Origin of the sequence: Klebsiella sp. EMBS2024 (genome assembly GCF_036233805.1) — a bacterium.
GTDB classification, from domain to species: Bacteria; Pseudomonadota; Gammaproteobacteria; order Enterobacterales; family Enterobacteriaceae; genus Klebsiella; species Klebsiella pneumoniae.
This window is the reverse complement of sequence record NZ_JAZARW010000001.1, coordinates 2,524,658-2,550,663: the sequence shown is the minus strand read 5'-3', so window position 1 is coordinate 2,550,663 and position 26,006 is coordinate 2,524,658. Positions and strand designations below refer to the sequence as shown.

The window sequence follows — 26,006 nt, the reverse complement described above, 5'->3', positions numbered from 1 at the left end:
GTCTAGTTCTCCAGTTGCTGCAGGATACGATTAACTTTATCAAAAGTTTCCTGATATTCCGCCGCTTCCTCGCTATCCGCCACAATTCCGCCGCCGGCGGAGCAGTACAGCTGTCCCTGCCATGCCGTCAGGGTGCGAATGGTGATGCTGGTATCCATATTGCCGCAATAGCTCAGGTAGCCAATGCTCCCACACCAGGCATTGCGTCGCTGGGGCTCCAGTTCATCGATAATCTCCATCGCCCGCACTTTCGGCGCGCCGGTGATCGAGCCGCCGGGAAAGGCGGCGCGCAGCAGGTCGCTGGCGTGCAGCGTCATTGGCAGGCGGGCGGTGATGGTGCTGACCAGATGATGGACCGCCGGGAACGGCTCCACCACGAACAGCTCGGGGACCCGCACGCTGCCCGGGACGGCGACGCGGCCGATGTCGTTGCGCATCAGGTCGACAATCATTAAATTCTCGGCGCGATCTTTCGGCGAATTCGCCAGCTTCTCAGCCTGCTGCGCATCTGCCAGCGGCGAATCGAGCCGCGGCAGGGTGCCTTTTATCGGCCGCGTCTGGATCTCCCCCTGGCGCAGCTGGATAAAGCGCTCCGGCGACAGGCTTAAAATCGCCCCTTCATCGAGGCGAATAAAGGCGCTAAAGGGGGCGCGGTTGACGGCGTTCAGCTGGCGGAAGGCCTGCCATTCATCACCGACGTAGCTGGCCTGAAAACGCTGGGCGAGGTTGACCTGATAGCAGTCGCCGCTGTGCAGATAGGCCTGTACCTGGCGAAATTTTTCGCCGTACTGCTGGCGGCTCATATTTGACTGCCAGGCAGAGGTCAGGGCGAAGGTTTCACCCGGCGTCGGCGTTTGCGCCTCCAGCCACTGTAGACGCTGCTGCGGGTCGTCATAGCTGAGCAGCGATATCTGTTGGCGCTGGTGGTCGACGATAAGCGCCCAGTCATAGATCCCCACCGCCATATCCGCCAGCGCGATATCGGCCTGCGCGTGCGAAGGGAGACGCTCAAAGCGACGGCCCAGGTCGTAACCGAATAATCCCAGCGCGCCGCCGAGAAACGGCAGATCGTCATGGGGTTGCGGCGTGAACGGCTGACGATCCAACTGCTGCTGCAGGAGCTGCAGCGGATCTTCCGCTGAGACAACAACGGCTTCGCCGTCGTCGACCCACGTCTGTTCATCGCGCGTCAGTAGCGTGGCGCGCGGGGCAGCCACCAGAATATCAAAGCGGTTATGCGGATGGTCGGCAAAGCCGGAATGCAGCAGCATCGCCCAGGGCAGGGCGCTTAACGGCGCAAAATAGTGTTCGGCCGCATCCGGGCGCCAGGGCAGGGTAATAATCGCGGGGGACAACATCTTTCTCGATCCTGAACGTTGCCGCCCCTCTGGCGTAGTCGGGGACGGCGTGAAATAATTACGCCCCACAATGTAGCAGGAGTAAAAGATGTTTGCAGGTTTACCTTCGCTGAGCCACGAGCAACAGCAAAAAGCGGTCGAACGTATCCATGAGCTAATGGCTCAGGGGATAAGCAGCGGCCAGGCGATTGCCCTGGTGGCGGAAGAGCTGCGCGCAACGCATACCGGCGAGCAGATCGTCGCGCGCTTTGAAGATGAGGATGAGGACGAGTAATTACACCGCGGCGATAATTTTGATCTCAACTTTATACTGCGGGTTCATCAGCGTCGCTTCCACCGTGCAGCGCACCGGGGCGTGACCAGCCACCACCCACGCGTCCCAGGCTTTATTCATCGCCGCAAAGTCGCTTTTATCGGCGAGGAAGATGGTGGCGTCAAGAATACGCGACTTGTCGCTGCCCTGTTTTTCCAGCACCGCGTCAATCTGCGCCAGGGTATTGGCGGTCTGCTCGAAAGCGTCGGCATCGAGATTTGCCGGCACGCCGGTGTAGTACAGGGTCTGGTTGTGGATCACCACGTCTGACCAACGGGCTTCGGCATCAATACGCGTAATTGTCATTGCNNNNCCTCTTTAAGCATTCCATTCGGCTGCGGCAAGACTGCCATAATGTGCCGCTCGCGTCACTACCCGGACTGGCGAAACGCCGTCCTCCCTGACATAATCACTGTCCAAATAACCAGGGGGCAATGTGATCGACGATTTTGCAGCAGACGGCCAGCTAGCCAAAGCCATACCGGGATTTAAACCGCGCGAGCCGCAGCGCCAGATGGCGGTGGCGGTCAGCGAAGCGATTGAGGCCTCCCGGCCGCTGGTGGTGGAAGCGGGGACCGGAACCGGTAAAACCTACGCTTACCTGGCGCCTGCGCTGCGGGCGAAAAAAAAGGTGATTATCTCCACCGGCTCGAAAGCGCTGCAGGATCAGCTTTACAGCCGCGATCTGCCCACCGTCGCCAAAGCGCTCAAATTCACCGGGAAACTGGCGCTGCTCAAAGGGCGCTCCAACTACCTGTGTCTCGAACGTCTTGAGCAGCAGGCGCTGGCGGGCGGCGATCTGCCGGTGCAAACCCTCAGCGATGTGATCCTCCTGCGCTCCTGGTCGAATCAAACCCAGGATGGCGATATCAGCACCTGCGCCAGCGTCGCGGAAGACTCTCAGGCCTGGCCGCTGGTCACCAGCACCAACGATAACTGTCTCGGTAGCGACTGCCCACTGTATAAAGATTGCTTCGTGGTGAAGGCGCGTAAAAAAGCGATGGACGCCGACGTGGTGGTGGTCAACCATCACCTGTTTCTGGCCGATATGGTGGTCAAAGAGAGCGGCTTTGCCGAGCTGATCCCCGAGGCGGAAGTGATGATCTTCGATGAAGCCCATCAGCTGCCGGATATCGCCAGTCAGTACTTTGGCCAGTCGCTCTCCAGCCGCCAGCTGCTGGACCTGGCGAAAGACATCACCATTGCCTACCGCACCGAACTGAAAGACACTCAGCAGCTGCAAAAATGCGCCGACCGCCTGGCGCAAAGCGCGCAGGATTTCCGCCTGCAGCTGGGAGACCCGGGCTACCGCGGCAATCTGCGCGAGCTGCTGGCGGACAGCCACATTCAGCGAGCGCTGCTGCTGCTCGATGACGCGCTCGAGCTATGCTATGACGTCGCCAAACTTTCGCTGGGTCGCTCGGCGCTGCTCGACGCCGCTTTTGAGCGCGCCACCCTCTATCGCGGGCGCCTGAAGCGGTTGAAAGAGATCAACCAGCCGGGCTACAGCTACTGGTATGAGTGTACCTCGCGCCACTTTACTCTCGCGCTGACGCCGCTGACCGTGGCCGAGAAGTTTAAAGAGGTGATGGCGCAGAAGTCGGGGAGCTGGATCTTTACCTCGGCGACGCTGTCGGTGAACGACGATCTGCATCACTTTACCGCCCGGCTGGGGATCGACGAGGCGCAGACTCTACTGCTGCCGAGTCCCTTTGACTATCAGCACCAGGCGCTGCTCTGCGTGCCGCGCAACCTACCCCTGCCGAACCAGCCCGGCGCGGCGCGACACCTGGCGGCGATGCTCAAGCCGCTGATCGAGGCCAACGATGGTCGCTGCTTTATGTTGTGCACCTCGCACGCCATGATGCGCGATCTGGCGGAGCAGTTCCGCGCCACCATGACGCTACCGGTGCTGCTGCAGGGCGAGACCAGCAAAGGCCAGCTGCTGCAGCAGTTCGTCAGCGCCGGCAACGCGCTGCTGGTGGCTACCAGCAGCTTCTGGGAGGGAGTCGATGTGCGCGGCGACGCGCTGTCGCTGGTGATTATCGATAAGCTACCGTTCACCTCGCCGGACGATCCGCTGCTAAAAGCGCGGATGGAAGATTGCCGGCTGCGCGGCGGCGATCCCTTCGATGAAGTGCAGCTCCCGGATGCGGTGATCACCCTCAAGCAGGGGGTGGGTCGCCTGATCCGCGATATCGACGACCGCGGGGTGCTGGTGATCTGCGACAACCGGCTGGTGATGCGCCCCTACGGCGCGGTGTTCCTGGCCAGTCTGCCGCCGGCGCCGCGAACCCGCGATATCCGTCGGGCGGTGCGCTTTCTCGCCGTACCGCCGGCAAGGTAATCCGCACTAAAATGTGTTAAGCTGCGCGCCATTTTGTTAATTAGCGGTTCCCAATAGACTTCGGGCGGCATGGCGGCGGGTTGGCCGTTTGCCGGAAATCAGGCTGCCTGAAGGCCTGAACTATGTAACGAGAGCGTGACCACCCATGCGAATTTTGGCTATCGATACCGCCACAGAGGCCTGCTCCGCGGCTCTGTGGAATGATGGCACCCTTAGTGCTCATTTCGAAATTTGTCCCCGCGAACATACCCAACGTATCCTGCCGCTGGTGCAGGAGGTCCTCACCGAGAGCGGCACCACGCTGAGCGAGCTGGACGCGCTGGCCTTTGGCCGCGGTCCGGGCAGCTTTACCGGCGTGCGCATCGGCATCGGTATCGCTCAGGGGCTGGCGCTGGGCGCCGAACTGCCAATGATTGGCGTTTCCACGCTGGCCACCATGGCGCAGGGCGCCTGGCGCAAAACCGGCGCCACCCGTGTGCTGGCGGCCATTGATGCGCGTATGGGCGAAGTCTACTGGGCCGAGTACCAGCGCGACGAGCAGGGCGTCTGGCATGGCGAAGAGACGGAAGCGGTGCTCAAACCGGACGCGGTAGCCGAACGACTGGCACAGCTTTCCGGCGAATGGGCCACCGTCGGCACCGGATGGCAGGCGTGGCCGGATCTGGCGAAAGCGAGCGGACTGACCTTAAGCAGCGGCGAAATTGAATTGCCGGCGGCGGAGGATATGCTGCCGTTAGCCTGTTACCTGCTGGCGGCGGGGAAAACCGTGGCCGTGGAGAAAGCGGAGCCGGTTTATTTGCGAAACGAGGTGGCGTGGAAGAAACTTCCAGGCCGCGAGTGAATCTCAGTAACAAGAAGACTGAGAAAAGGAGTCGCATCATGGCGGGTCAAAAACAGGGCGTTCGCTGGCTGTTAGCCGCGGCGGTTGCCGTTGCGCTAAGCGGCTGCGTGTCAGTGCCGGATGCCATCAAAGGCACCAGCCCGACGCCGCAGCAGGATTTGGTGCGGGTGATGAACGCCCCGCAGCTGTACGTTGGCCAGGAAGCGCGCTTTGGCGGTAAGGTGGTCAATGTGCAAAACCAGCAGGGGAAAACCCGCTTAGAAATCGCCACCGTACCGCTGGACAGCGGCGCGCGGCCAGTGCTGGGCGAGCCGTCCCGCGGAAGGATTTTTGCTGACGTCAATGGCTTCCTCGATCCGGTGGATTTCCGCGGTCAACTAGTGACCGTGGTCGGACCGATCGCCGGGGTGGTTGACGGCAAGGTGGGCAGCACGCCGTATAAATTTATGCTGATGAACGCCACCGGCTACAAGCGCTGGAACGTAGTGCAGCAGGTGGTGATGCCTCCGCAACCTATCGACCCGTGGATGCTGGGTCCGCGCCCCTGGGGCTACGGCTATGGCGGCTGGGGCTGGTACAATCCCGGCCCTGCTGAGGTGAGAAACGTTGTAACCGAATGATTTTGTTGTTTATGTTAGTTCAAAGAAACAGCGGCCGGTCCGCTGTTTCTTTGTTTTCAGTCGAATAAGAAAAAAAATAGTGACGCGCTTCGCAACCTGCTCATTGCCTAATTAATAAACTGGTACGCTGAGTTAATATAATGTTAACAAAATGTATTATCCAGGGGCTGTGATGACGACGAATAACTATTTCAGAGGTGATGCAGTGAAAAAGGTTTGGCTAAACCGTTATCCCGCAGATGTTCCGGCGGAGATAAATCCTGACCGCTATCAATCCCTGGTTGAACTGTTTGAACATGCCACCACCCGTTACGCCGACCAACCGGCGTTTATCAATATGGGTGAAGTGATGACCTACCGTAAGCTGGAGGAGCGTAGTCGCGCCTTCGCCGCTTATCTTCAGGAGGGGTTGGGGTTACAGAAGGGCGATCGCGTGGCCCTGATGATGCCTAACCTGCTGCAGTATCCGGTGGCTCTGTTTGGCATCCTGCGCGCCGGGATGATCGTGGTTAACGTCAACCCCTTATATACCCCGCGCGAACTGGAGCATCAGCTCAACGACAGCGGCGCGGCGGCGATCGTCATAGTCTCCAACTTTGCCCATACCCTGGAAAAAGTGGTGGCGAAAACTCAGGTCCAGCATGTGATCCTGACGCGCATGGGCGACCAGCTTTCCACCGCCAAAGGCACGCTGGTGAACTTTGTGGTCAAGTACATTAAGCGCCTGGTGCCGAAGTACCACCTGCCGGACGCCATCTCGTTTCGCAGCGCGTTGCAGCACGGCTATCGCATGCAGTACGTCAAGCCGGAGATCGTTGCGGAAGATCTGGCGTTTCTGCAGTACACCGGGGGCACCACCGGCGTGGCCAAAGGTGCGATGCTCACCCACCGCAATATGCTGGCTAACCTCGAGCAGGTCAATGCCACCTACGGCCCGCTGCTGCATCGCGGCAAAGAGTTCGTGGTGACCGCGCTGCCGCTGTATCACATTTTCGCCCTGACCATGAACTGCCTGCTGTTTATCGAACTGGGCGGGCAAAATTTGCTGATCACCAACCCACGCGATATCCCCGGGCTGGTGAAGGAGCTGGCGAAGTATCCTTTTACCGCCATGACCGGGGTCAATACCCTGTTCAACGCCTTGCTGAACAACAAAGAGTTCCAGCAGCTTGATTTCTCCTCGCTGCATTTGTCCGCCGGCGGTGGGATGCCGGTGCAGCAGGCGGTGGCCGAGCGCTGGGTAAAACTGACCGGGCAATATCTGCTGGAGGGCTACGGCCTGACAGAGTGTTCTCCGCTGGTCAGCGTTAACCCGCACGATATTGACTACCACAGCGGCAGCATTGGCCTGCCGGTGCCCTCCACCGAAGCCAAACTGGTGGATGATGATGATAACGAAGTGGCGCCGGGTCAGCCGGGCGAGCTCTGTATTAAAGGGCCGCAGGTGATGCTGGGCTACTGGCAGCGCCCTGACGCGACGGATGAGATTATCAAAGACGGCTGGCTGCACACCGGGGATATCGCGGTGATGGATGAAGAGGGGTTCCTGCGCATCGTCGATCGCAAAAAAGATATGATCCTGGTGTCGGGTTTTAACGTCTATCCGAACGAAATCGAAGATGTGGTCATGCAGCATAGCGGGGTGCTGGAAGTGGCGGCCATCGGCGTGCCGTCAGGCAGCAGCGGCGAAGCGGTGAAGATTTTCGTAGTCAAGAAAGATGCTGCGTTAACCGAAGAGGCGCTGATTACGTTCTGCCGTCGCCATTTGACCGGATACAAGGTGCCGAAGCTGGTGGAATTCCGTGATGAACTGCCGAAATCCAACGTCGGGAAAATTTTGCGGCGAGAACTGCGTGACGAAGCGCGCGCTAAAGTGGACAATAAAGGCTAAGTAACGAATGAGTCGCCTGACGCCGGCTACGCCGGCGTTTTTTATGGGCGCAAGTTAAGAGAGTATGCTTTGAACTATCAGATGATCACCACCGACGATGGCCTGCGCGCTGTCTGCGAAGCGGCAAGCACGGCCTCCGCCGTCGCTCTGGATACGGAATTTGTCCGCACCCGCACCTATTACCCGCAGCTGGGCCTGCTGCAGCTGTTCGACGGCCAGCAGGTCTCTCTGATCGATCCCTTGACGATTAACGACTGGGCGCCGATGCGCGACCTGCTGCTCAACCAGGATGTGACTAAATACCTGCATGCCGGCAGCGAAGATTTAGAAGTCTTCCTTAATGCATTTAACCTGATGCCGCAGCCGCTGATTGACACCCAGATCCTGGCGGCCTTCTGCGGCCGCCCAATGTCCTGGGGCTTCGCCTCGATGGTGGAAGAGTATTCCGGGGTAGCGCTGGATAAAAGCGAATCCCGCACCGACTGGCTGGCGCGCCCGCTGACTGAGCGTCAGTGTGAATATGCCGCGGCCGACGTCTGGTATCTGCTGCCGATCGCCAGCCAGTTAATGGCGGAGACCGATCGCGCTGGCTGGCTGCCGGCGGCGCTCGACGAGTGCCGCGTGATGCAGCAGCGTCGTCAGGAGGTGGTCGACCCGGCCGAGGCCTGGCGCGATATCGGCAACGCCTGGCAGCTGCGTACCCGCCAGCTGGGTTGTCTGCAGCTGTTGGCGGAGTGGCGCCTGCGCAAAGCGCGCGAGCGCGACCTGGCGGTAAACTTTGTGGTGCGGGAAGAGCATCTGTGGAGCGTGGCGCGCTATATGCCCACCAGCCTGGGCGAGCTCGACAGCCTCGGGTTGTCCGGTAGCGAAATTCGCTTCCACGGCAAAACGCTGATTAGCCTGGTCGAAAAAGCGCAGGCGCTGCCGGAGTCGGCCCTGCCAGCGCCGCTGCAGAACCTGATCGACATGCCGGGCTACCGCAAAGCCTTTAAAGATATTAAAGCGCTGGTGCAGGAAGTGAGCACGGAGAAGGGCGTAAGCGCGGAGCTGCTGGCGTCGCGTCGGCAGATCAACCAGCTGCTGAACTGGCACTGGCAGCTGAAAACGCAAGCCGGTGAACCTGAGCTGATTTCCGGTTGGCGCGGGGAGCTAATGGCCGAGCGGCTGAAGAGGCTGTTAAACGACTATCCGCGCTAGTTCGCGGCCAGGTTCAGAGCATTAAAAAACCGGCGGCGCGTGGCGTAGCCGGTTTTTTTTCGCGATAGCGCGACAGGTCAGGATTTCGACTCTTCCGTTTCGGGTAGGGTCACGTTCAGCTCAAGAATGGATATATCCCCGTCCCGCTGCTCCAGCTGCACGCTGACCATCTCCGGGTCGATCTGTACGTATTTACAGATCACTTCCAGGATATCTTTGCGTAACTGCGGCAGGTAATGCGGCTCCGCGTCTCCGCGGCGGCGCTCGGCGACGATGATTTGCAGGCGTTCTTTCGCAATATTAGCCGTGTTCTTTTTTCGCGAGAGAAAAAAGTCGAGTAAAGCCATAATTTATCCTCCGAACAGGCGTTTGAGGAATCCTTTCTTCTCTTCTTCAATGAAGCGGAAAGGGCGTTCTTCTCCGAGCAGACGTTCAACGGTATCGGCATAGGCTTTGCCTGCGTCCGAGGCGGCATCGAGGATCACCGGCTCACCCTGGTTGGATGCGCGCAGGACTGACTGGTCTTCCGGGATCACGCCTACCAGGTTGATGCGCAGAATTTCCAGCACGTCTTCCATGCTCAGCATATCGCCTTTATTAACGCGGCCTGGATTGTAGCGGGTCAGCAGCAGATGCTCTTTGATTGGCTCTTCGCCATTTTCCGCGCGGCGGGATTTAGAGGCGAGAATGCCAAGGATACGGTCGGAGTCGCGAACGGAGGAGACTTCCGGGTTAGTGGTGATGATGGCTTCATCAGCAAAGTAAAGCGCCATCAGCGCACCGGTTTCAATGCCTGCCGGGGAATCACAGACGATGAAATCGAATTCCATTTTCTTCAGTTCTTCGAGAACCTTGTCGACGCCTTCGCGGGTCAGAGCGTCTTTATCCCGGGTCTGGGAAGCCGGGAGAATGTAGAGATTTTCCGTGCGCTTATCTTTAATCAGCGCCTGGTTCAGTGTGGCATCGCCCTGAATGACGTTGACGAAATCATAAACGACGCGACGTTCGCAGCCCATAATCAGGTCGAGGTTACGCAGGCCGATGTCGAAGTCGATAACGACGGTTTTCTTTCCCTTCTGGGCCAAACCTGTAGCGATGGCCGCGCTGGAGGTGGTCTTGCCAACGCCCCCTTTACCCGAAGTCACAACAATAATGCGTGCCATAGAAATTCCTTGTTAAAAAGGGATTAATTTAACGGTTGAATTGCCAAAGCGCTTTCACCTAAACGCAGGCGCGCCGCTTTGCCATAAAATTCGGCCGGGATGTTATCGCTCAGCCAATATTCCCCGGCGATGGAGACCAGCTCCGCCGCAAGGTGGGTACAAAATATCTGGGCGTCTCTGTCGCCACCGGCGCCTGCCAGCGCGCGTCCTCGCATCATGCCATATACATGGATATTTCCGTCAGCGATAAGTTCCGCACCGGCACTCACATGATTTGTAACAATAAGATCACAGTGTGGCGCATAAATGCGCTGACCGGAACGTACCGGCTGATCAATCAAACGCGTTTTTGTGATCTGACTAGCAACTGGCGGCGGCGGGGTGGGGTCGGACGGTGCCGGACGAGAGGCTTTTTCTTTCCCTTCGGTTAATAACGGGATGCCGGCGCGGTCGATTTCGGTTTTCAGGCGCGGAATTTTGCATCCGCTAACGCCCATAATACGTAAACCGGTCGCGGCGATAGCCTCGTTGATGGCGCGCCATTCCACCTCCTCCTCGATGCTGGCGATATTCACCACCACCGGAGCATGACGTAAAAAAGCGGGAGCCTGGGCGATTTTGTCTTCTAACGCCTGACGAATAACCTCGGGATTTGCATCGTGCAAATGAACGACAGATAACGTGAAGCTACTGCCTTTAAGTTCGATTGGCGTATTTGACATCCTGGCCTTACTCAATTTGCTGTTTATCAACCGCCGAAGTGCGGTGATATTCCGAAGACTAAAAGGCATGTTATAGTCACTCATATATTGAGGCAAGTGACCACGGGTCTAATTCCGAGTAAAACTATGTTTTGTGTGATCTATCGAAGTACTAAACGTGAACAAACCTATTTATACGTCGAAAAAAAGGACGATTTCTCGCGCGTTCCTGACGAGCTAATGCGCAGCTTTGGCACGCCGCAAATGGCGATGCTGCTGCCGCTGGATGGGCGCAAAAAACTGGTTAACGCCGATCTGGAAAAAGTGAAACAGGCGTTAAGCGAACAGGGCTATTACCTGCAACTGCCTCCGCCGTCTGAAAATCTACTAAAGAAACACCTGGCGGAACAGGGGAAACAATCCGATTAACCCACGAGGGAAAATAATGTACCAACATCATAACTGGCAGGGTGCGCTTCTGGATTATCCAGTAAGCAAAGTAGTGTGCGTCGGCAGTAATTATGCGAAACACATCAAGGAAATGGGCAGTGCGACGCCGGAAGAGCCGGTGCTGTTTATTAAACCTGAGACTGCGCTGTGCGATCTTCGTCAGCCGTTGGTGCTTCCTGAGGGGCTGGGCTCGGTGCATCACGAAGTCGAGCTGGCGGTGCTTATCGGCAGCACGCTGCGTCAGGCGACGGAAGAGCATGTGCTGAAAGGGATTGCCGGCTATGGCGTCGCGCTGGATCTCACGCTGCGCGACCTGCAGGCGAAAATGAAAAAAGCGGGACAACCCTGGGAGAAGGCCAAAGGCTTCGATAACGCCTGTCCGATCTCCGGCTTTATCCCGGCCGCTGAGTTCCACGGCGACCCGCAGAATACGTCGTTAAGTCTGAAGATTAATGGCGAAGTGCGCCAGCAGGGCACCACTGCCGACATGATCCATAGGATTGTGCCGCTGATCGCCTATATGTCGCGCTTCTTTACCCTCAAAGCCGGGGATGTGATCCTCACCGGCACCCCGGAAGGCGTGGGGCCGCTGCACAGCGGTGACGAGCTGGAGGTCGGCTTCAACGGCCTGGCGCTCACTACCCGCGTGCTGTAAGCGCTATTTGCCGCCTTTTGGGGCGGCAAAACTTGCATCGGCGTGCCAGACTGGTTATAAGGTGCACCCTTAACTGGCAACGACGGACACTCCGATGAGCGAACAACCTTTCTGGCAACAAAAAACACTGGATGACATGAGCGACGCGGAGTGGGAATCGCTGTGTGACGGCTGCGGCCAGTGCTGCCTGCACAAGCTGATGGATGAAGACACTGACGAGATCTACTTCACCAACGTCGCCTGTCGTCAGCTCAATATCAAAACCTGCCAGTGTCGTAACTACGCGCGTCGCTTTGAGTATGAGCCGGACTGCATCAAGCTTACCCGCGAAAATCTGCCGACCTTCGAATGGCTGCCGCCGACCTGTGCCTATCGCCTGCTGGCGGAAGGCAAGCCTCTGCCGGCCTGGCACCCGCTGCTGACTGGCTCAAAAGCGGCGATGCACGGCGAACGCATCTCCGTTCGCCATATTGCGGTGCCTGAGTCCACGGTGGTCGACTGGCAGGACCATATCCTTAATCTGCCTGACAGGGCGCGCTAAGCGCCGTCACGCTTTCTTCGCGTGGAACAGCCCGTTTTCACCGTCGGTTTCTTCCGCCACCCAGAAGTGAATATTGAAGCGGGCGTCGTCACTGAGTTCGACGCGGTGCCAGTACTGCGGCGGACTGGTAGCAAACTGCCCGGCATGAATCACGACTTTTTTCTCCGGCTCCGTCGCTTGTTCATTGGCAAAACCGTAATAGGTGACCGTGCCCTCCATGACGCACAGCTGGCCGAAGACGCCAGCCGCGGTGTTGTGGTGGCTCAGCAGGGCGGCAGGGACATTCTCTTTGGTAAAGAATGGGGTGGAGCGTTTAACTTTCCAGTCTGCGGGGATCAGTAAAGATGACATGTGAGCTCCTGTGGGGTTTTAAAAGATGTATTTAATATGCACCTTTTGGCAGCTGTGGTCAACCATAGACATGAAACGATTCAGTGATGCGCAGGAGGCATAAAAAAACGCCCCGCAGGGCGTTTCATTGTGGGCTATACTCGCCGCGGCTTAACGACCAAACAGATCGCGTTTTTTCGCTTTGAAAGGCTGAGCAACGATCACCAGAATAGCGACCAGCAGATAGGCGGCGAAAATCCCCACCAGCCATTGCGGCATCTCCAGCGACAGGAACTGCCACTGACGTACTGAACAGTCTCCGGACGCAACGAAAACCTGCGGCAGCCATTTATCCAGCGGCAGCCAGGTTGGGAAGCGGGCGGCGAAATCGCAGGTCTGGAACGGTGAAGGGTGCAGCTGGATCATCGTATGCTCCCACGCCAGCTGTAGTCCGCGTATCGCGCTGTACAACCAGATTGCCATGGCGACATAGCGCAGCGGCGTTTTGGGGGCGATAGCGCCCACCAGTCCCGCGCCCATGATGCCGAACAGCGCGCAGCGTTCGTAAATACACATGACACACGGCTGCAGCAGCATCACGTGCTGGAACCACAGCGCGACAAGTTCGAGAATAAAAGCGGTCAACGCCATCAGGAGCCAGGCACCGCGTCCTCTTGAGCACTGGTTTAAATATTGCAACATAATCATTTCCCTGGAAGATGCTAAATCATGGCAGTGTAAACGAAAACCGAACCGACGCCAGAGGCGCGGCGGAAAATATTCCGTAACGGGTTATTGATGCGCCCGGGCGAACCCGGGCAAAAACTGACTCAGGGCAGGCTGGGCGTCACCAGCCAGCCGTGCGCCAGCAGCCAGTCGGTGACTGGCATCAGGGTGAACTCGACGCATAACAGGCCGACCAGCGTCAGTACGATGGTGTAGGGCAGCGCCATCCACACCATACGGCCATAGGAGAGCCTAATAAGCGGCGCCAGGGCGGAAGTCAGCAGGAAGAGAAACGCCGCCTGGCCGTTCGGGGTGGCCACCGAGGGCAGGTTGGTGCCGGTGTTGATCGCTACCGCCAGCATCTCAAACTGGGGCAGGCTGATGGCGCCATGTTCGAGCGCCGCTTTCGCTTCGTTGATGTAGACCGTGCCGACAAACACGTTATCCGAAATGGACGACAGCAGGCCGTTGAACAGATAAAACAGCGACAGCTGCGCGTGCGGCGAGGCCTGCAGGACAAACTCGATCACCGGCGTGAACAGCTGCTGATCGATGATAACCGCGACGATGGAGAAGAAGACCGTCAGCAGCGCGGTAAAGGGCAGCGCCTCGGTGAACGCCTTGCCAATGGCGTGCTCATCGGTAACGCCGGTAAAGGTGGTGGCGAGGATGATCACCGACAGGCCAATCAGGCCGACCTCAGCCAGGTGAAAAGCCAGGGCCACGATCAGCCAAACGCCAATGAGCGCCTGGGCAATCAGCCGCAGTCGCTCCTGACGGCTGCGCTGGGCGCGGCTGCGATCGTCAAACTCCTGCAGCACCTTGCGCACCGTCGGCGGTAGCGGTTCGCCGTAGCCAAACAGGCGATACTTTTCGACCAGCAGACAGGTTAACAGACCGCAGACCATCACCGGCAGGGTCACGGGCGCCATGCGAAGAAAGAACTCGCCAAAATGCCAGCCCGCGGCTTTGGCGATAATCAGGTTTTGCGGCTCGCCGACCATGGTCATGACGCCGCCGAGCGCGGTCCCGACGCCGGCGTGCATCATCAGGCTGCGCAGAAAGCCGCGGAACTGCTCCAGCACCTCGCGGTAGTGCTGCTCGATATGGCTGTCATCGAGCAGGTCGCTATCGTCCGGGCGCGCCGAGGCGACGCGGTGATAGATGCCGTAGAACCCGACGGCGACGCTGATCACTACCGCCACCACCGTCAGCGCATCGAGAAAGGCCGAGAGGAAGGCGGCCGCCAGGCAGAAGGCCAGCGATAGCAGCATTTTGCTGCGGATCCCCAGCAGCAGGCGCGTAAACACGAACAGCAAAAGCTGTTTCATAAAGTAGATACCCGCCACCATGAACATCAGCAGGAGCAGCACCTCCAGATTGCCGGCGATCTCTTCCCGCACGTGCGCCGGGCTGGTCATGCCGATCAGCAGCGCCTCGATAGCCAGCAGACCACCCGGCAGCAGCGGATAGCACTTCAGCGCCATGGCGAGGGTAAAGATAAACTCGACCACCAGCAGCCAGCCGGCGACAAACGGCGCCACGGCGAACACCAGCGGATTTACGATTAAGAAAATGATTAATGCCAGCTTGTACCAGTCCGGCGACTGGCCAAGAAAATTGCGCCACAGCGCGCGGCCATAAGAAATTTCCACGACAGAATCCTTCCCCGTCAATGAGTGCATGGTTTTGTGCATAACGATTGGCAAGAGTACCAGTTGAGCAAAATGAGAAGCAACTTTCTTCGCGCCGCGCTGGCGGTTTGTGAAGATAAGGAAAAGCGCAAAGTAAAAGCGGAAAATGAAACGGCGATCCCTTTTTAATTCACTTGCCATGCTATCTGCGCTATAGCGGCTCTGGTATGATGAGTGCAATTGTAACGCTGTGTAATGGAAATCTTACTATGGTCATTAAGGCGCAGAGCCCTGCGGGTTTCGCGGAAGAGTACATCATTGAGAGTATCTGGAATAACCGCTTCCCTCCCGGATCGATTCTCCCCGCTGAACGCGAGCTTTCTGAGCTGATCGGTGTCACCCGCACAACCCTGCGCGAAGTATTGCAGCGTCTGGCCCGTGACGGCTGGCTGACCATTCAGCATGGTAAGCCCACTAAAGTGAATAACTTTTGGGAAACCTCCGGCCTGAATATCCTCGAAACGCTGGCGCGCCTCGATCACGACAGCGTACCGCAGCTGATTGATAATCTGCTCTCCGTGCGCACCAACATTTCCACGATTTTTATCCGCACCGCGTTTCGCCAGCATCCGGATAAAGCGCTGGCGGTCCTGGACAGCGCCCGGGAGGTGGAGGATCACGCCGACGCCTTCGCCGAGCTTGATTATAATATTTTCCGTGGTCTGGCGTTCGCCTCCGGCAACCCGATCTACGGTCTGATCCTCAACGGCATGAAGGGGTTGTATACCCGCATCGGCCGCCACTATTTCTCCAGCCCGGAAGCGCGCAGCCTGGCGCTCGGTTTCTATCATCAGCTGGCGAAAGTGTGTGAGGCTGGCCTGCATGACCAGGTTTACGAGCTGGTTCGTCGCTACGGCCATGACAGCGGCGAGATCTGGCACCGGATGCAGAAATCGCTGCCCGGTGATTTAGCCATGAATATGCGTTAAGCGGGCTTTTCGCGATCGATAAACAGAACAAGGGGGCCAATGGCCCCCNNNGTTATTTTACTCGCCCCGCAATGCTATAGCGCGTTCGGCCGTGCCGGGCAGCGGTCCAACAGCTCAATGCTGCCGTCGGCGTTCTGCTGCTCCAGCAGCACATCGAACCCCCACAGACGATGCACATGCTTCAGCACTTCGCGCCGGCCTTTGTCCAGCGGGACGCGGTTGTGCGGCACATAGCGCAAGGTCAGCGATCGGTCGCCGCGCAGGTCAACGTTCCACACCTGGATGTTCGGCTCAAGATTGCTGAGGTTATACTGCGCGGAGAGCTTATTGCGGATCTCGCGATAACCCTCTTCGTTATGAATCGCCGAGATCTCCAGATAATTGTTGTGATCGTCGTCGAGCACGGTAAAGAAGCGGAAATCGCGCATGATCTTCGGCGACAGGAACTGACTGATAAAGCTTTCATCCTTAAAGTCGCGCATGGCGAAATGCAGCGTTTCCAGCCAGTCAGAACCGGCGATATCGGGGAACCAGTACTTATCCTCTTCCGTGGGCGACTGACAGATGCGCTTGATGTCCTGGAACATGGCGAAGCCCAGCGCGTAGGGGTTAATCCCGCTGTACCACGGACTGTTGTACGGCGGCTGGAACACCACGTTGGTATGGCTGTGGAGAAACTCCAGCATAAAGCGCTCAGTCACTTTCCCTTCATCGTAGAGATGGTTGAGGATGGTGTAGTGCCAGAAGGTGGCCCACCCCTCGTTCATCACCTGGGTCTGTTTCTGCGGGTAGAAATACTGGCTGACTTTACGCACGATGCGCAGGATCTCGCGCTGCCACGGTTCGAGCAGCGGGGCGTTCTTCTCCATAAAGTACAGCAGATTCTCCTGCGGTTCGGAAGGGTAGCGACGAGCGGATTCAATCGCTTTTTCTTCCTCGCGCTTCGGCAGGGTGCGCCACAGCATATTCACCTGGCTTTGCAGATACTCTTCCCGGCTTTTCTGCCGCGCTTTCTCCTCCTGCAGAGAGATTTTTTGCGGACGTTTATAGCGGTCGACGCCGTAGTTCATCAGCGCGTGGCAGGAGTCGAGCAGTTTCTCTACTTCGTCGACGCCATAGCGCTCTTCGCACTCGGTGATGTACTTACGGGCAAAGATCAGATAGTCGATGATCGAGCTGGCGTCGGTCCAGCTGCGAAACAGATAGTTATTTTTAAAAAACGAGTTATGCCCGTAGCAGGCATGGGCCATCACCAGCGCCTGCATGGTGATGGTGTTTTCCTCCATCAGGTAGGCGATACAGGGGTTGGAGTTGATGACTATCTCATACGCCAGACCCTGCTGACCGTNCTTATAGGCCTGCTCGGTCTCAATAAATTTTTTGCCAAACGACCAGTGCGGATAGTTGATGGGCATGCCGACGCTGGAGTAGGCGTCCATCATCTGCTCGGAAGTAATGACTTCGATCTGGTGCGGGTAGGTGTCAAGACGATAGAGCTTGGCGACCCGGTCCACTTCGGCCAGGTAGGTTTCCAGTAACTCGAACGTCCAGTCGGGTCCATCGCTTAAACGGGTGGTGTCCCTGTTCATGGAGTCAATCGTAGCCATTAGCGCGCCCTCGTTGTTGTTGGTTTTCTCTGAACGGAAAACCTCTAAACAAGCATAGAACACGGTGCAGCAAACTGTGCTGTACGCCAATCGCTTTTCTTCGCGATTTCCCCATCTCAAAGCCGTTTTTTTGCCTTGTTTGCAGAATTTAATGCTGGGTAAAAATAAAGCGCAGCATGAGATCGTAAATCTCACAGCGCAGGGCTGGTGCGGTTTGCTGTGAGTTAAGTCACCATAAATAAAGCGTATGTTGAATAATATTTTCAACTGAGTTATCAATTTGTAATTAGATGATTGTTCTTTAACTGTTACGGAGTCGCTATGCGTGTCGTCATACTGGGAAGTGGGGTGGTTGGGGTAGCCAGCGCGTGGTATTTGAGTCAGGCGGGTCATGACGTGACGGTCATCGACCGTCAGCCCGGTCCGGCAGAGGAGACCAGCGCGGCCAACGCCGGGCAGATTTCTCCCGGCTATGCGGCGCCCTGGGCGGCGCCGGGGGTGCCGCTGAAGGCGATCAAATGGATGTTTCAGCGCCATGCGCCGCTGGCGATCGGTCTTGACGGCACCTCGTTCCAGTTGAAGTGGATGTGGCAGATGCTGCGCAACTGCGACACCCGCCACTATATGGAGAACAAAGGCCGTATGGTGCGCCTGGCGGAGTACAGCCGCGACTGCCTGAAGGCGCTGCGCGACACCACCGGCATTCAGTATGAAGGGCGCCAGGGCGGGACGCTGCAGCTGTTCCGTACCGCCAAACAGTATGAAAATGCCACCCGCGACATCGCGGTGCTGGAGGACGCCGGCGTGCCGTATCAGCTGCTGGAAGCGAAGCGGTTGGCGGAGGTGGAGCCGGCGCTGGCTGAGGTCAGCCACAAACTGACCGGCGGCCTGCGTCTGCCAAATGATGAAACCGGCGACTGCCAGCTGTTTACCACCCGTCTGGCGGCGATGGCGGAGCAGGCCGGCGTGACCTTCCGCTTCAACACCGCAGTGGATTCGCTGCTGCACGAGGGCGATCGCATTGCCGGGGTGAAATGCGGCGATGAGATTATCAAGGGCGACGCCTATGTGATGGCCTTCGGCTCCTACTCGACGGCGATGCTTAAAGGGTTGGTGGATATACCGGTCTACCCGCTGAAAGGCTACTCATTGACTATTCCGATCGCTCAGGAGGACGGCGCGCCGGTTTCAACTATCCTTGATGAGACTTACAAAATCGCCATCACCCGCTTCGATCAGCGCATTCGGGTCGGCGGCATGGCGGAGATCGTCGGTTTTAACAAAGCGCTGCTGCAGCCGCGTCGCGAAACCCTGGAGATGGTGGTGCGCGATCTGTTCCCGCGCGGCGGCCACGTGGAGCAGGCGACGTTCTGGACGGGCCTGCGGCCGATGACGCCGGACGGCACGCCGGTGGTCGGCCGCACAGTGTATAAAAATCTGTGGCTCAACACCGGCCACGGCACGCTTGGCTGGACCATGGCCTGCGGCTCCGGGCAGCTTATCAGCGATCTGATCTCCGGCCGCACGCCGGCGATCCCTTACGACGATCTGGCGGTTGCCCGCTACAGCCCCGGTTTTACCCCGGCGCGCCCGCAGCACCTGCACGGCGCACACAACTAAGGAGCTTGCATGACCCGTCCGGTAGTGGCCAGCATCGACCTGCTGGCCTTGCGGCAGAATTTACAGATAGTGCGTCGCGCGGCCCCCGGGTCGCGCCTGTGGGCGGTGGTCAAGGCCAACGCCTACGGCCACGGCGTGGCGCGCGTATGGAGTGCGTTAAGCGCGGCGGATGGTTTCGCCTTGCTCAACCTGGAAGAGGCGATCCTGCTGCGCGAGCAGGGCTGGAAAGGCCCAATCCTGCTGCTGGAGGGCTTCTTCCATGCCGATGAGCTGGCGGTGCTGGATCAATATCGTTTAACCACCAGCGTCCACAGCAACTGGCAGATTAAGGCCCTGCAGCAGGCGAAGCTGCGCGCGCCGCTGGATATCTATCTCAAGGTGAACAGCGGCATGAACCGGCTGGGCTTTATGCCTGAGCGGGTCCACACCGTCTGGCAGCAGCTGCGGGCGATAAGCAACGTCGGCGAGATGACGCTGATGTCGCACTTCGCGGAGGCGGAGAACCCGCAGGGAATTGTCGAGCCGATGCGCCGTATCGAACAGGCGGCGGAGGGGCTGGATTGCCCGCGCTCGCTGGCCAACTCGGCGGCGACCCTCTGGCATCCGGAAGCGCATTTTGACTGGGTTCGTCCAGGCATCGTGCTGTATGGCGCGTCGCCTTCCGGGCAGTGGCAGGACATCGCCGACACCGGGCTGAAGCCGGTGATGACGCTGCGCAGCGAAATCATCGGCGTGCAGAACCTGCGCCCCGGCGAGGCGATTGGCTATGGCGGCCTGTACCGCACCACCCAGGAGCAGCGGATCGGCATCGTCGCCTGCGGCTATGCCGATGGCTATCCGCGGGTGGCGCCGAGCGGCACGCCGGTGCTGGTGGATGGCGTACGCACCACTACCGTTGGACGCGTATCGATGGATATGCTGGCGGTCGATTTAACGCCTTGTCCGCAGGCCGGGATCGGCGCGCCGGTCGAGCTGTGGGGTAAAGAGATTAAAATCGACGACGTGGCGGCCAGCAGCGGCACCGTCGGCTATGAGCTGATGTGCGCCCTGGCGCCGCGGGTGCCAGTTGTGACCCTGTAACCTATTCCGGGGCGGATCACTCCGCCTCGTCTTCCGCGACCCGCACCCCAACCTTCAGCACGTGATCGTTCTCTTTTTCAGCTACCGTCCACACCATCCCGGCGAACTCCACCTGGTCGCCCACCACCGGCGCCGCGCCCAGCAGCTGCTGCACCACTTCCCCGAGCGACTGCTGATGCTCGCGGAACTCCTCACCGCCGTCGAGACCGTAGATTTGCGCCACATCGGCGAAGCGGGCCTCAGCATCAAGAATGAAGTCGCCGAAAAAGCGCTGATCGAGCGCCACCGGCGGCGACTGGCTGAACATTTTGCCCAGCGCCGGCAGGTCGTGCTCCCGACCAATAACGCACAGGATATCGCCTTCCCGCAGGCGGGTGCTGCCGGTGGGGTGCAGCAGGACATTGTTGCGAAACAGCGCGGCAATCCGCGTCTCCGGTGGCATGTGCAAGTCGCGCAGCGCCGCGCCGATGCACCATTTATCGGCCCCCAGCTGGTAGACAAACTGCTCCCACGGGTTTTCCGGGTGAATATCCAACCCGACGCGGGAGATGGGCCAGCTGATGGGCGGCACCACCACTTTGGCTTTTTTCGCCGCCCACGACAGCGAAGTGCCCTGCAGCAGCAGCGACACCAGCACCACGAAGAAGGCGACATTGAAGAACAGGCGGGCGTTGTCCAGGCCGGCCATCATCGGGAACACCGCGAGAATAATGGGCACCGCGCCGCGCAGGCCAACCCAGCTGATAAACACCCGTTCGCGCAGGTTAAAGCCGCGAAACGGCAGCAGGCCGGCAAACACCGACAGGGGCCGGGCAATGAATATCATCCACATCGACAGCAGCAGCGCCGGGATAGCGATCGGCAGCAGGTCGGAGGGCGTCACCAGCAGGCCCAGCACCAGGAACATGGCGATCTGCGCCAGCCACGCCAGACCGTCGAAGTTCTGCAGGATGCCGTGCCGGTTGCGGATCGGCCGGTTGCCCAGCAGAAAGCCGCAGAGATAGACGGCGAGGATACCGCTGCCGTCGAGGGAGGTGGTGACGGCAAAAATCATGATCCCGCCGCTCAGCGCCAGCAGCGGATAGAGGCCGGCGGGCAGCACGATGCGGTTAATCATCTGCAGCAGCAGGTAGCCGCCGCCGAGGCCGATGGCGATCCCGAGGCCGAACTGCTGAATGATATGCACGGCGAACATCCAGCTGAGGCCGGTTTGGTGCTGCTGGATCATTTCGATCAGGGTGATGGTCAGGAAGACCGCCATCGGGTCGTTACTGCCTGACTCTATCTCCAGCGTCGAGCCGACGCGCTCGTTGAGCCCCTTGCCGCCGAGCAGCGAGAAGACCGCCGCGGCGTCGGTGGAGCCGACAATGGCGCCGATCAGCAGGCCTTCGATCAGATCCAGCTTGAACAACCAGGCCGCCATCATCCCGGTCAGCGCCGAGGTGATCAGCACCCCAACCGTCGCCAGCGACAGCGCGGGCCACAGCGCGACGCGAAAGGAGCTGGCCTGGGTGCGCATCCCGCCGTCCAGTAGGATCACCGCCAGCGCCAGGTTACTCACCATATAGGCGAAGGGGTAATTGTCGAAGGGGATGCCGCCGATGCCGTCAATGCCTGCCAGCATCCCGATGGCCAGAAAGATGACCAGAATCGGGATGCCAAGGCGCGAAGAAAAGGAGCTCAATAAGATACTGCAGGTTACTAAAACAGAACCCAGAATAAACAGACTAATGACCGCAGCGGCGTCCAATGTTCACGTACTCCCTGACTGGCGTGAAAAAATGGCTAAAAGTGACACTATTTTAACAATTCGCAGGGGATCCGCCTATGCGTTCGGGAAATTTATTCTGTCAGCACCGGATGGCCGCCGATCGTCAGGGTGGTGGCCGTCGCCTGATTCACCAGGCGCGCGCGGGCGCCCAGCGGCAGGGTCACCGTGCGCTGCTCGTGGCCAAACTCCAGTCCGCTAATCAGCGGCAGGGGGAGCCGCTGGCGCAGATAATCAAAAACCTGCGGCAAATCGTATCCCGCGTCATAGTCGTTCGGCGCGCTGCCGGTGAAGCTGCCGAAGATCACCGCTTTCTGCGCCGCCAGCACGCCGCTGTGCAACAGCTGAAGCAGCATGCGCTCGACGCGGAACGGGTGCTCGTTGATATCCTCCACCACCAGGATGCCGTCGCGGATCGCCGGCAGCCACGGCGTGCCGATAAGCGAGGTCAGCATCGCCAGATTTCCCCCCCACAGGGTGCCTTCCACCCGGCAGTTCGGCCCTTCGCCCGGCCATTCGAGGGTGAATTCCGGCTGGCGTAGCGCCTGCCAGAAATGGTGCTCGGTAAACGGGTCGAGGGTCTCCGCGCCGAAGTTGCCGGCGAGCATTGGCCCGCTGAAGGTGATGACGTTGCCCATGGCCAGCAGGCCCGACTGGATAGCGGTGAAATCGCTGTGGCCGCAAATCAGCAGCGGGTCGCGCTGCTGGCGGGCAACCAGCCCCTGCCAGTCGATATGCGGCAGCAGGCGACTGGCGCCGTAGCCGCCGCGCACGGCGAGGACGATCCGGTTGCGGCCGGGCAACTGGGCCAGCTGGTTAATATCGGCCAGCCGTTCATGTTCAGTCCCGGCGAAACGCTGCTGCCGGCGGGGAATGACCTGCTGGTGGGCCACCTCGTGTCCGGCCTGCTGCAGACGCTCGACGCCGCGGGCTGCCGCCTGCTGGTTGATGCAATACCCGGATGGCGCGACCAGATAAAACTGAGACATGATAATTCCTTGCTATGAATGAAAGGGTTATGATGCCNCCTGGAATGGCGATTGTCATCTCCAGGTGGCTAACTTCAGTCCGCACCCGTCATCCTTCAGGTTGTCGGCAGGCGGGAGACGTACCGCGGCCGTCGTTCTGTAGCATGATGGCGTTTGGGTAGATAAGGATAGATGTGTGAAATTGAGATGGTTGCTTATTTTAGTCGTTTTTCTGGCCGGTTGTAGTTCGAAACATGATTACACTAACCCGCCGTGGAACCCCGAGGTCCCGGTGAAGCGGGCGATGCAGTGGATGCCGATCAGTGAAAAAGCCGGCGCCGCCTGGGGCGTGGATCCGCAGCTGATCACGGCGATCATCGCCATCGAGTCGGGCGGTAATCCTGCGGTGGTGAGTAAATCCGGCGCCGTCGGGCTGATGCAGCTCAAGCCGTCGACCTCCGGACGCGATGTCTATCGGCGGATGGGGTGGCGCGGCGAGCCGTCGGTCAGTGAGCTGAAAAACCCGGAACGTAATATCTCGATGGGGGCCGCCTATCTGAGCATTCTGGAGAACGGTCCGCTGGCGGGGATCAAAGACCCGCAGGTGATGCGCTATGCGGTGGTGGTCTCCTATGCCAACGGCGCTGGCGCGCTGCTGCGTACCTTCTCCTCGAACCGCCAGGACGCCATTGAGGAGATTAACGATCTCGACGCCGATGAGTTCTTCGAGCATGTGGTGAAAAAACACCCGGCACCGCAGGCGCCGCGCTATATCTGGAAACTCCAGAAAGCGCTGGACGCCATGTAATCCCTCGTTTGGCCTCCGGTAGTCTCCCGGAGGCCACGTCCTCAAAAATCGTAGCCCACGGTGGCTATAACGCTGCGCTCTGCTCCCCAGTAACAGTTGCCGGTGCCATAGCAGCCGGAAATATACTCGCGGTCGCCGATATTGTTGGCGTTAACCTGCACATAAGCGCCTTTCAGCGTTGGCGACCAGACGCCGAGGTCGGCCCGCATCATGGCGTCCATCAACGTGACCGACGGCAGCCGCGCGGTNTTGGCATCATCCGCCCACTGTTTACCGATGTAGCGGACGCCGGCGCCAACGGAGATCCCCGCCGGGAACTGATAGCGCGCCCAGAAGGAGGCCATCTGATCCGGGGTCAGCTGCGGCGTGTTATTGTCGGTCCCGTCTTGGGTGTCCTGGAAACGCAGACGATTCCAGGTATACGAGGCGATAGTACTCAGCTGCGGGGTGATCTGGTGGTGCGCTTCCAGCTCAACGCCCTGGGAATGGACCTTACCCGCCGGAATATAGGTGGCGGTGGCGATGTTCGGGTCGCGAGTGGCGACATCCTTTTGCGTCAGGTCGTAAATCGCGATGCTATAGAGATCGCTGCTGCCCGGCGGCTGGAACTTCAGGCCGGCTTCAACCTGTTCGGCGGTGGTCGGTTTCAACGGTTTGCCGTCCGCGCCCGGCAGCATCGCCGGAGTGATCGCCTGGCTGTAGCTCAGGTAGGGCGACAGACCGTTGTCCAGGGCGTACAACAGCGAGGCGCGGCCGCTGATATGGTCGTCTGAACGGCGGTTTGAGGTCCCCTGGGTATCGCTGACCTGCTGGGAAACGATGCGGTCGTAGCGGGCGGAAACATCCACATGCCAGCGGTTCCAGACCATCTCATCCTGCAGATACAGCCCGGTCTGGTAATAGCGGCGATTATTGTCGTCGCTGTAGGTAACGGTATGTCCGGTCTGCGCGGTATAGCCGCTAAACGGGTTAAGGGGCGCCGCGCCGCCGGCGCCGGTCCACAGGTCGTTACGGAAGCGATGATATTCGGCGCCGAGGATCAGGGTGTGCGCCAGGTCGCCTGTATTGAAATCGGCGCGCAGGCGGTTATCGGTTGACCAGCCGTCCAGCGAACCGCGCGAACCGCTGTAGCCGCGGGCCAGCATGTCGCTGTCATCTATCCAGCCGACCTGGTAGACCTGATCGAGGGAGACGTTGGTATGGGTGTAGCTCCCGGCGGAATAGACCGACCAGACGTCGGTGAACTGGTGGTCAAACTCATAGCTGTAGATCTGCTGGCGGCGTTGATAGCCATCTCCCGGATCGCCTTCGTTGGTGCTGGGGGAGAGCTTACGGCCATTGTGCGCGTAGCGGGTGCCGTCCAGCGGCAAAGAGCCGTGGTAGCCGCCGGAAGGATCTTTTTGCAGATAGGCGCGCAGCAGCAGCGAGGTGTCGCTGTCCGGCTGCCACAGCAGGGAAGGCGAAATCGCGTAGCGCTCTTCGCGGGTATGGTCATACTGCGTGTCGCTGCTGCGGGTCATCCCGATCAGCCGCCATGCCCACTGGTCATTGATGGCGTCGGTGTAATCGAAGGCCGCGCCTTTGGTATTTTGCGTGCCGCCGGTCAGGCGGATGTGGCCCTGCTGACTGAACTGCGGACGTCTGGAAGTCAGGTTGACCACGCCGCCCGGCACGCTCTGCCCGTAGAGCGCGGAGGAGGGGCCGCGGATCACATCCACGCGTTCGATAAACCACGGGTCGATTTGCAGTACGTTATGGCTGCCGCCGTCGCTCATCAGGCGCATGCCGTCGAGGAACAGGTTATCGACGTCGCCGCCGTGGTAGCCGCGCAGGGAGATGGCGTCGAACCGGGTGGCGCCGCCGCCGAAGCTGGAGTAGACCCCCGGGGTATATTCCAGCGCCTGGCTGATGGTATTCGCCCCCTGATCCGCCATCTGCTGGCGGGTGACCACCGACACCGACTGGGCGGTAGTGATTAACGGCTGGTCGGTTTTCGTCGCCCCGAGCGAGGTGCTGGCGCTGTAGCCCTCCGTCGGCGCGCTGGCGGACGCCGGCGGGGTGGCAGTGACCACCACCGTCTCTTCGGCTTGCGCGGTGAAGGGGAGTGTGACCGCAAGGGCATACAGCAGCCCCGGGCGTTTTCGATAAATAGCCACGTTCATAAGATCATCCTGAACCAACGCGGTCTGGTACTCCTGTACGCCGCCGCGTGAAAAACGAATCTGTCATTATTCGTTAAAAAGTAATGCGAATTATTATTGTTTGTATTTGTGCGATCAAGCGAAAAGGTGACCTGTTCAACGCGAGGGCGTGGGGAAGTGTTTCCCGCGAGCCGCAGAATGGGTCTGCACGGGACGGTAGTGACCAGGGAGACCGCTTCCCCCTACCGATTTTGGTAG

26 protein-coding genes are annotated in these 26,006 nt (G+C 59.3%); 14 read left to right on the top strand and 12 right to left on the bottom strand.

Features of this window, described 5'->3' with window-relative positions; all coding sequences use genetic code 11:
* Positions 1 to 2 precede the first annotated feature (2 nt).
* Positions 3 to 1,358 (bottom strand): aminodeoxychorismate synthase component 1, encoded by a 1,356-nt coding sequence (gene pabB, locus VZP09_RS11735; protein WP_020956685.1) that lies wholly within the window; start codon positions 1,356 to 1,358, stop codon positions 3 to 5.
* Between the two features lie 88 nt (positions 1,359 to 1,446).
* Here pabB and VZP09_RS11730 point away from each other — a divergent pair, with 88 nt between their 5' ends.
* Entirely contained in the window at positions 1,447 to 1,632 is a 186-nt protein-coding gene (locus tag VZP09_RS11730; RefSeq protein ID WP_004145519.1) for a YoaH family protein, read from the top strand.
* Here VZP09_RS11730 and VZP09_RS11725 read toward each other — a convergent pair whose 3' ends face one another.
* A complete protein-coding gene (locus VZP09_RS11725; RefSeq protein WP_002910910.1) occupies positions 1,633 to 1,977 on the bottom strand; it encodes a RidA family protein in 345 nt (114 codons plus the stop codon).
* Between the two features lie 130 nt (positions 1,978 to 2,107).
* On the opposite strand from VZP09_RS11725, the gene VZP09_RS11720 reads away from it, so the two are divergent.
* The 5 genes from VZP09_RS11720 to rnd all read left to right on the top strand — a co-directional run bounded on the left by VZP09_RS11720 (position 2,108) and on the right by rnd (position 8,567).
* Positions 2,108 to 4,018, top strand: coding sequence for an ATP-dependent DNA helicase (locus VZP09_RS11720; protein ID WP_004175456.1), 1,911 nt, complete (start codon positions 2,108 to 2,110; stop codon positions 4,016 to 4,018).
* A 145-nt stretch (positions 4,019 to 4,163) separates the two neighbouring features.
* Entirely contained in the window at positions 4,164 to 4,859 is a 696-nt protein-coding gene (gene tsaB / locus VZP09_RS11715) for a tRNA (adenosine(37)-N6)-threonylcarbamoyltransferase complex dimerization subunit type 1 TsaB (protein WP_004151443.1), read from the top strand.
* Positions 4,860 to 4,897: 38 nt separating this feature from the next.
* A complete protein-coding gene (locus tag VZP09_RS11710) occupies positions 4,898 to 5,479 on the top strand; it encodes a Slp family lipoprotein (RefSeq protein WP_002910905.1) in 582 nt (193 codons plus the stop codon).
* A gap of 205 nt (positions 5,480 to 5,684) precedes the next feature.
* Positions 5,685 to 7,370, top strand: coding sequence for a long-chain-fatty-acid--CoA ligase FadD (gene fadD, locus VZP09_RS11705; RefSeq protein ID WP_002910904.1), 1,686 nt, complete (start codon positions 5,685 to 5,687; stop codon positions 7,368 to 7,370).
* Between the two features lie 81 nt (positions 7,371 to 7,451).
* Positions 7,452 to 8,567 (top strand): ribonuclease D, encoded by a 1,116-nt coding sequence (gene rnd / locus VZP09_RS11700; RefSeq protein WP_014343235.1) that lies wholly within the window; start codon positions 7,452 to 7,454, stop codon positions 8,565 to 8,567.
* A 77-nt stretch (positions 8,568 to 8,644) separates the two neighbouring features.
* Here rnd and minE read toward each other — a convergent pair whose 3' ends face one another.
* The 3 genes from minE to minC are packed head-to-tail and all read right to left on the bottom strand — an operon-like array spanning position 8,645 to position 10,452.
* Positions 8,645 to 8,914, bottom strand: coding sequence for a cell division topological specificity factor MinE (minE, locus tag VZP09_RS11695; protein WP_002910902.1), 270 nt, complete (start codon positions 8,912 to 8,914; stop codon positions 8,645 to 8,647).
* A 3-nt stretch (positions 8,915 to 8,917) separates the two neighbouring features.
* Positions 8,918 to 9,730 (bottom strand): septum site-determining protein MinD, encoded by an 813-nt coding sequence (minD, locus tag VZP09_RS11690; protein WP_002910900.1) that lies wholly within the window; start codon positions 9,728 to 9,730, stop codon positions 8,918 to 8,920.
* 23 nt (positions 9,731 to 9,753) lie between these two features.
* Positions 9,754 to 10,452 carry a septum site-determining protein MinC gene (gene minC, locus VZP09_RS11685; RefSeq protein ID WP_004180423.1) on the bottom strand — a complete coding sequence of 233 codons (699 nt, stop codon included), beginning with the start codon at positions 10,450 to 10,452 and terminating at the stop codon, positions 9,754 to 9,756.
* A 126-nt stretch (positions 10,453 to 10,578) separates the two neighbouring features.
* On the opposite strand from minC, the gene VZP09_RS11680 reads away from it, so the two are divergent.
* The 3 genes from VZP09_RS11680 (at position 10,579) to VZP09_RS11670 (ending at position 12,077) form a co-directional block, all read left to right on the top strand.
* On the top strand, positions 10,579 to 10,860 hold the full coding sequence (locus tag VZP09_RS11680) for a YcgL domain-containing protein (protein ID WP_002910898.1): 282 nt from the start codon (positions 10,579 to 10,581) through the stop codon (positions 10,858 to 10,860).
* 16 nt (positions 10,861 to 10,876) lie between these two features.
* Positions 10,877 to 11,536 (top strand): fumarylacetoacetate hydrolase family protein, encoded by a 660-nt coding sequence (locus VZP09_RS11675; protein WP_004180422.1) that lies wholly within the window; start codon positions 10,877 to 10,879, stop codon positions 11,534 to 11,536.
* A 94-nt stretch (positions 11,537 to 11,630) separates the two neighbouring features.
* Positions 11,631 to 12,077 carry a YcgN family cysteine cluster protein gene (locus VZP09_RS11670; RefSeq protein ID WP_002910896.1) on the top strand — a complete coding sequence of 149 codons (447 nt, stop codon included), beginning with the start codon at positions 11,631 to 11,633 and terminating at the stop codon, positions 12,075 to 12,077.
* Between the two features lie 6 nt (positions 12,078 to 12,083).
* On the opposite strand, the gene VZP09_RS11665 is transcribed toward VZP09_RS11670, so the two are convergent.
* From VZP09_RS11665 to nhaB, 3 genes are all read right to left on the bottom strand, one after another.
* A complete protein-coding gene (locus tag VZP09_RS11665) occupies positions 12,084 to 12,428 on the bottom strand; it encodes a DUF1971 domain-containing protein (protein ID WP_002910895.1) in 345 nt (114 codons plus the stop codon).
* A gap of 150 nt (positions 12,429 to 12,578) precedes the next feature.
* Positions 12,579 to 13,109, bottom strand: coding sequence for a disulfide bond formation protein DsbB (dsbB, locus tag VZP09_RS11660; protein WP_002910894.1), 531 nt, complete (start codon positions 13,107 to 13,109; stop codon positions 12,579 to 12,581).
* A gap of 128 nt (positions 13,110 to 13,237) precedes the next feature.
* Positions 13,238 to 14,788, bottom strand: a complete 1,551-nt coding sequence (gene nhaB / locus VZP09_RS11655) for a sodium/proton antiporter NhaB (RefSeq protein ID WP_004180420.1) — start codon at positions 14,786 to 14,788, stop codon at positions 13,238 to 13,240.
* Between the two features lie 248 nt (positions 14,789 to 15,036).
* On the opposite strand from nhaB, the gene fadR reads away from it, so the two are divergent.
* Positions 15,037 to 15,756 carry a fatty acid metabolism transcriptional regulator FadR gene (fadR, locus tag VZP09_RS11650; RefSeq protein ID WP_002910890.1) on the top strand — a complete coding sequence of 240 codons (720 nt, stop codon included), beginning with the start codon at positions 15,037 to 15,039 and terminating at the stop codon, positions 15,754 to 15,756.
* Between the two features lie 74 nt (positions 15,757 to 15,830).
* On the opposite strand, the gene VZP09_RS11645 is transcribed toward fadR, so the two are convergent.
* Positions 15,831 to 17,363 (bottom strand): SpoVR family protein, encoded by a 1,533-nt coding sequence (locus VZP09_RS11645; RefSeq protein WP_328795155.1) that lies wholly within the window; start codon positions 17,361 to 17,363, stop codon positions 15,831 to 15,833.
* 76 nt (positions 17,364 to 17,439) lie between these two features.
* On the opposite strand from VZP09_RS11645, the gene VZP09_RS11640 reads away from it, so the two are divergent.
* From VZP09_RS11640 to dadX, 3 genes are all read left to right on the top strand, one after another.
* Entirely contained in the window at positions 17,440 to 17,586 is a 147-nt protein-coding gene (locus VZP09_RS11640; RefSeq protein ID WP_004145506.1) for a hypothetical protein, read from the top strand.
* Between the two features lie 98 nt (positions 17,587 to 17,684).
* The gene (locus tag VZP09_RS11635) at positions 17,685 to 18,983 is read left to right on the top strand and encodes a D-amino acid dehydrogenase (protein ID WP_032438230.1); all 1,299 of its coding nucleotides are present in this window, start codon (positions 17,685 to 17,687) and stop codon (positions 18,981 to 18,983) included.
* Between the two features lie 9 nt (positions 18,984 to 18,992).
* A complete protein-coding gene (gene dadX / locus VZP09_RS11630) occupies positions 18,993 to 20,063 on the top strand; it encodes a catabolic alanine racemase DadX (protein ID WP_285286753.1) in 1,071 nt (356 codons plus the stop codon).
* Between the two features lie 16 nt (positions 20,064 to 20,079).
* On the opposite strand, the gene VZP09_RS11625 is transcribed toward dadX, so the two are convergent.
* A complete protein-coding gene (locus VZP09_RS11625; protein ID WP_002910885.1) occupies positions 20,080 to 21,813 on the bottom strand; it encodes a potassium/proton antiporter in 1,734 nt (577 codons plus the stop codon).
* 92 nt (positions 21,814 to 21,905) lie between these two features.
* On the bottom strand, positions 21,906 to 22,820 hold the full coding sequence (ldcA, locus tag VZP09_RS11620) for a muramoyltetrapeptide carboxypeptidase (RefSeq protein ID WP_032438232.1): 915 nt from the start codon (positions 22,818 to 22,820) through the stop codon (positions 21,906 to 21,908).
* A gap of 175 nt (positions 22,821 to 22,995) precedes the next feature.
* On the opposite strand from ldcA, the gene emtA reads away from it, so the two are divergent.
* A complete protein-coding gene (emtA, locus tag VZP09_RS11615; protein ID WP_002910846.1) occupies positions 22,996 to 23,607 on the top strand; it encodes a membrane-bound lytic murein transglycosylase EmtA in 612 nt (203 codons plus the stop codon).
* A 41-nt stretch (positions 23,608 to 23,648) separates the two neighbouring features.
* On the opposite strand, the gene VZP09_RS11610 is transcribed toward emtA, so the two are convergent.
* A complete protein-coding gene (locus tag VZP09_RS11610; protein ID WP_328795153.1) occupies positions 23,649 to 25,769 on the bottom strand; it encodes a TonB-dependent siderophore receptor in 2,121 nt (706 codons plus the stop codon).
* Between the last annotated feature and the right edge of the window lie 237 nt (positions 25,770 to 26,006).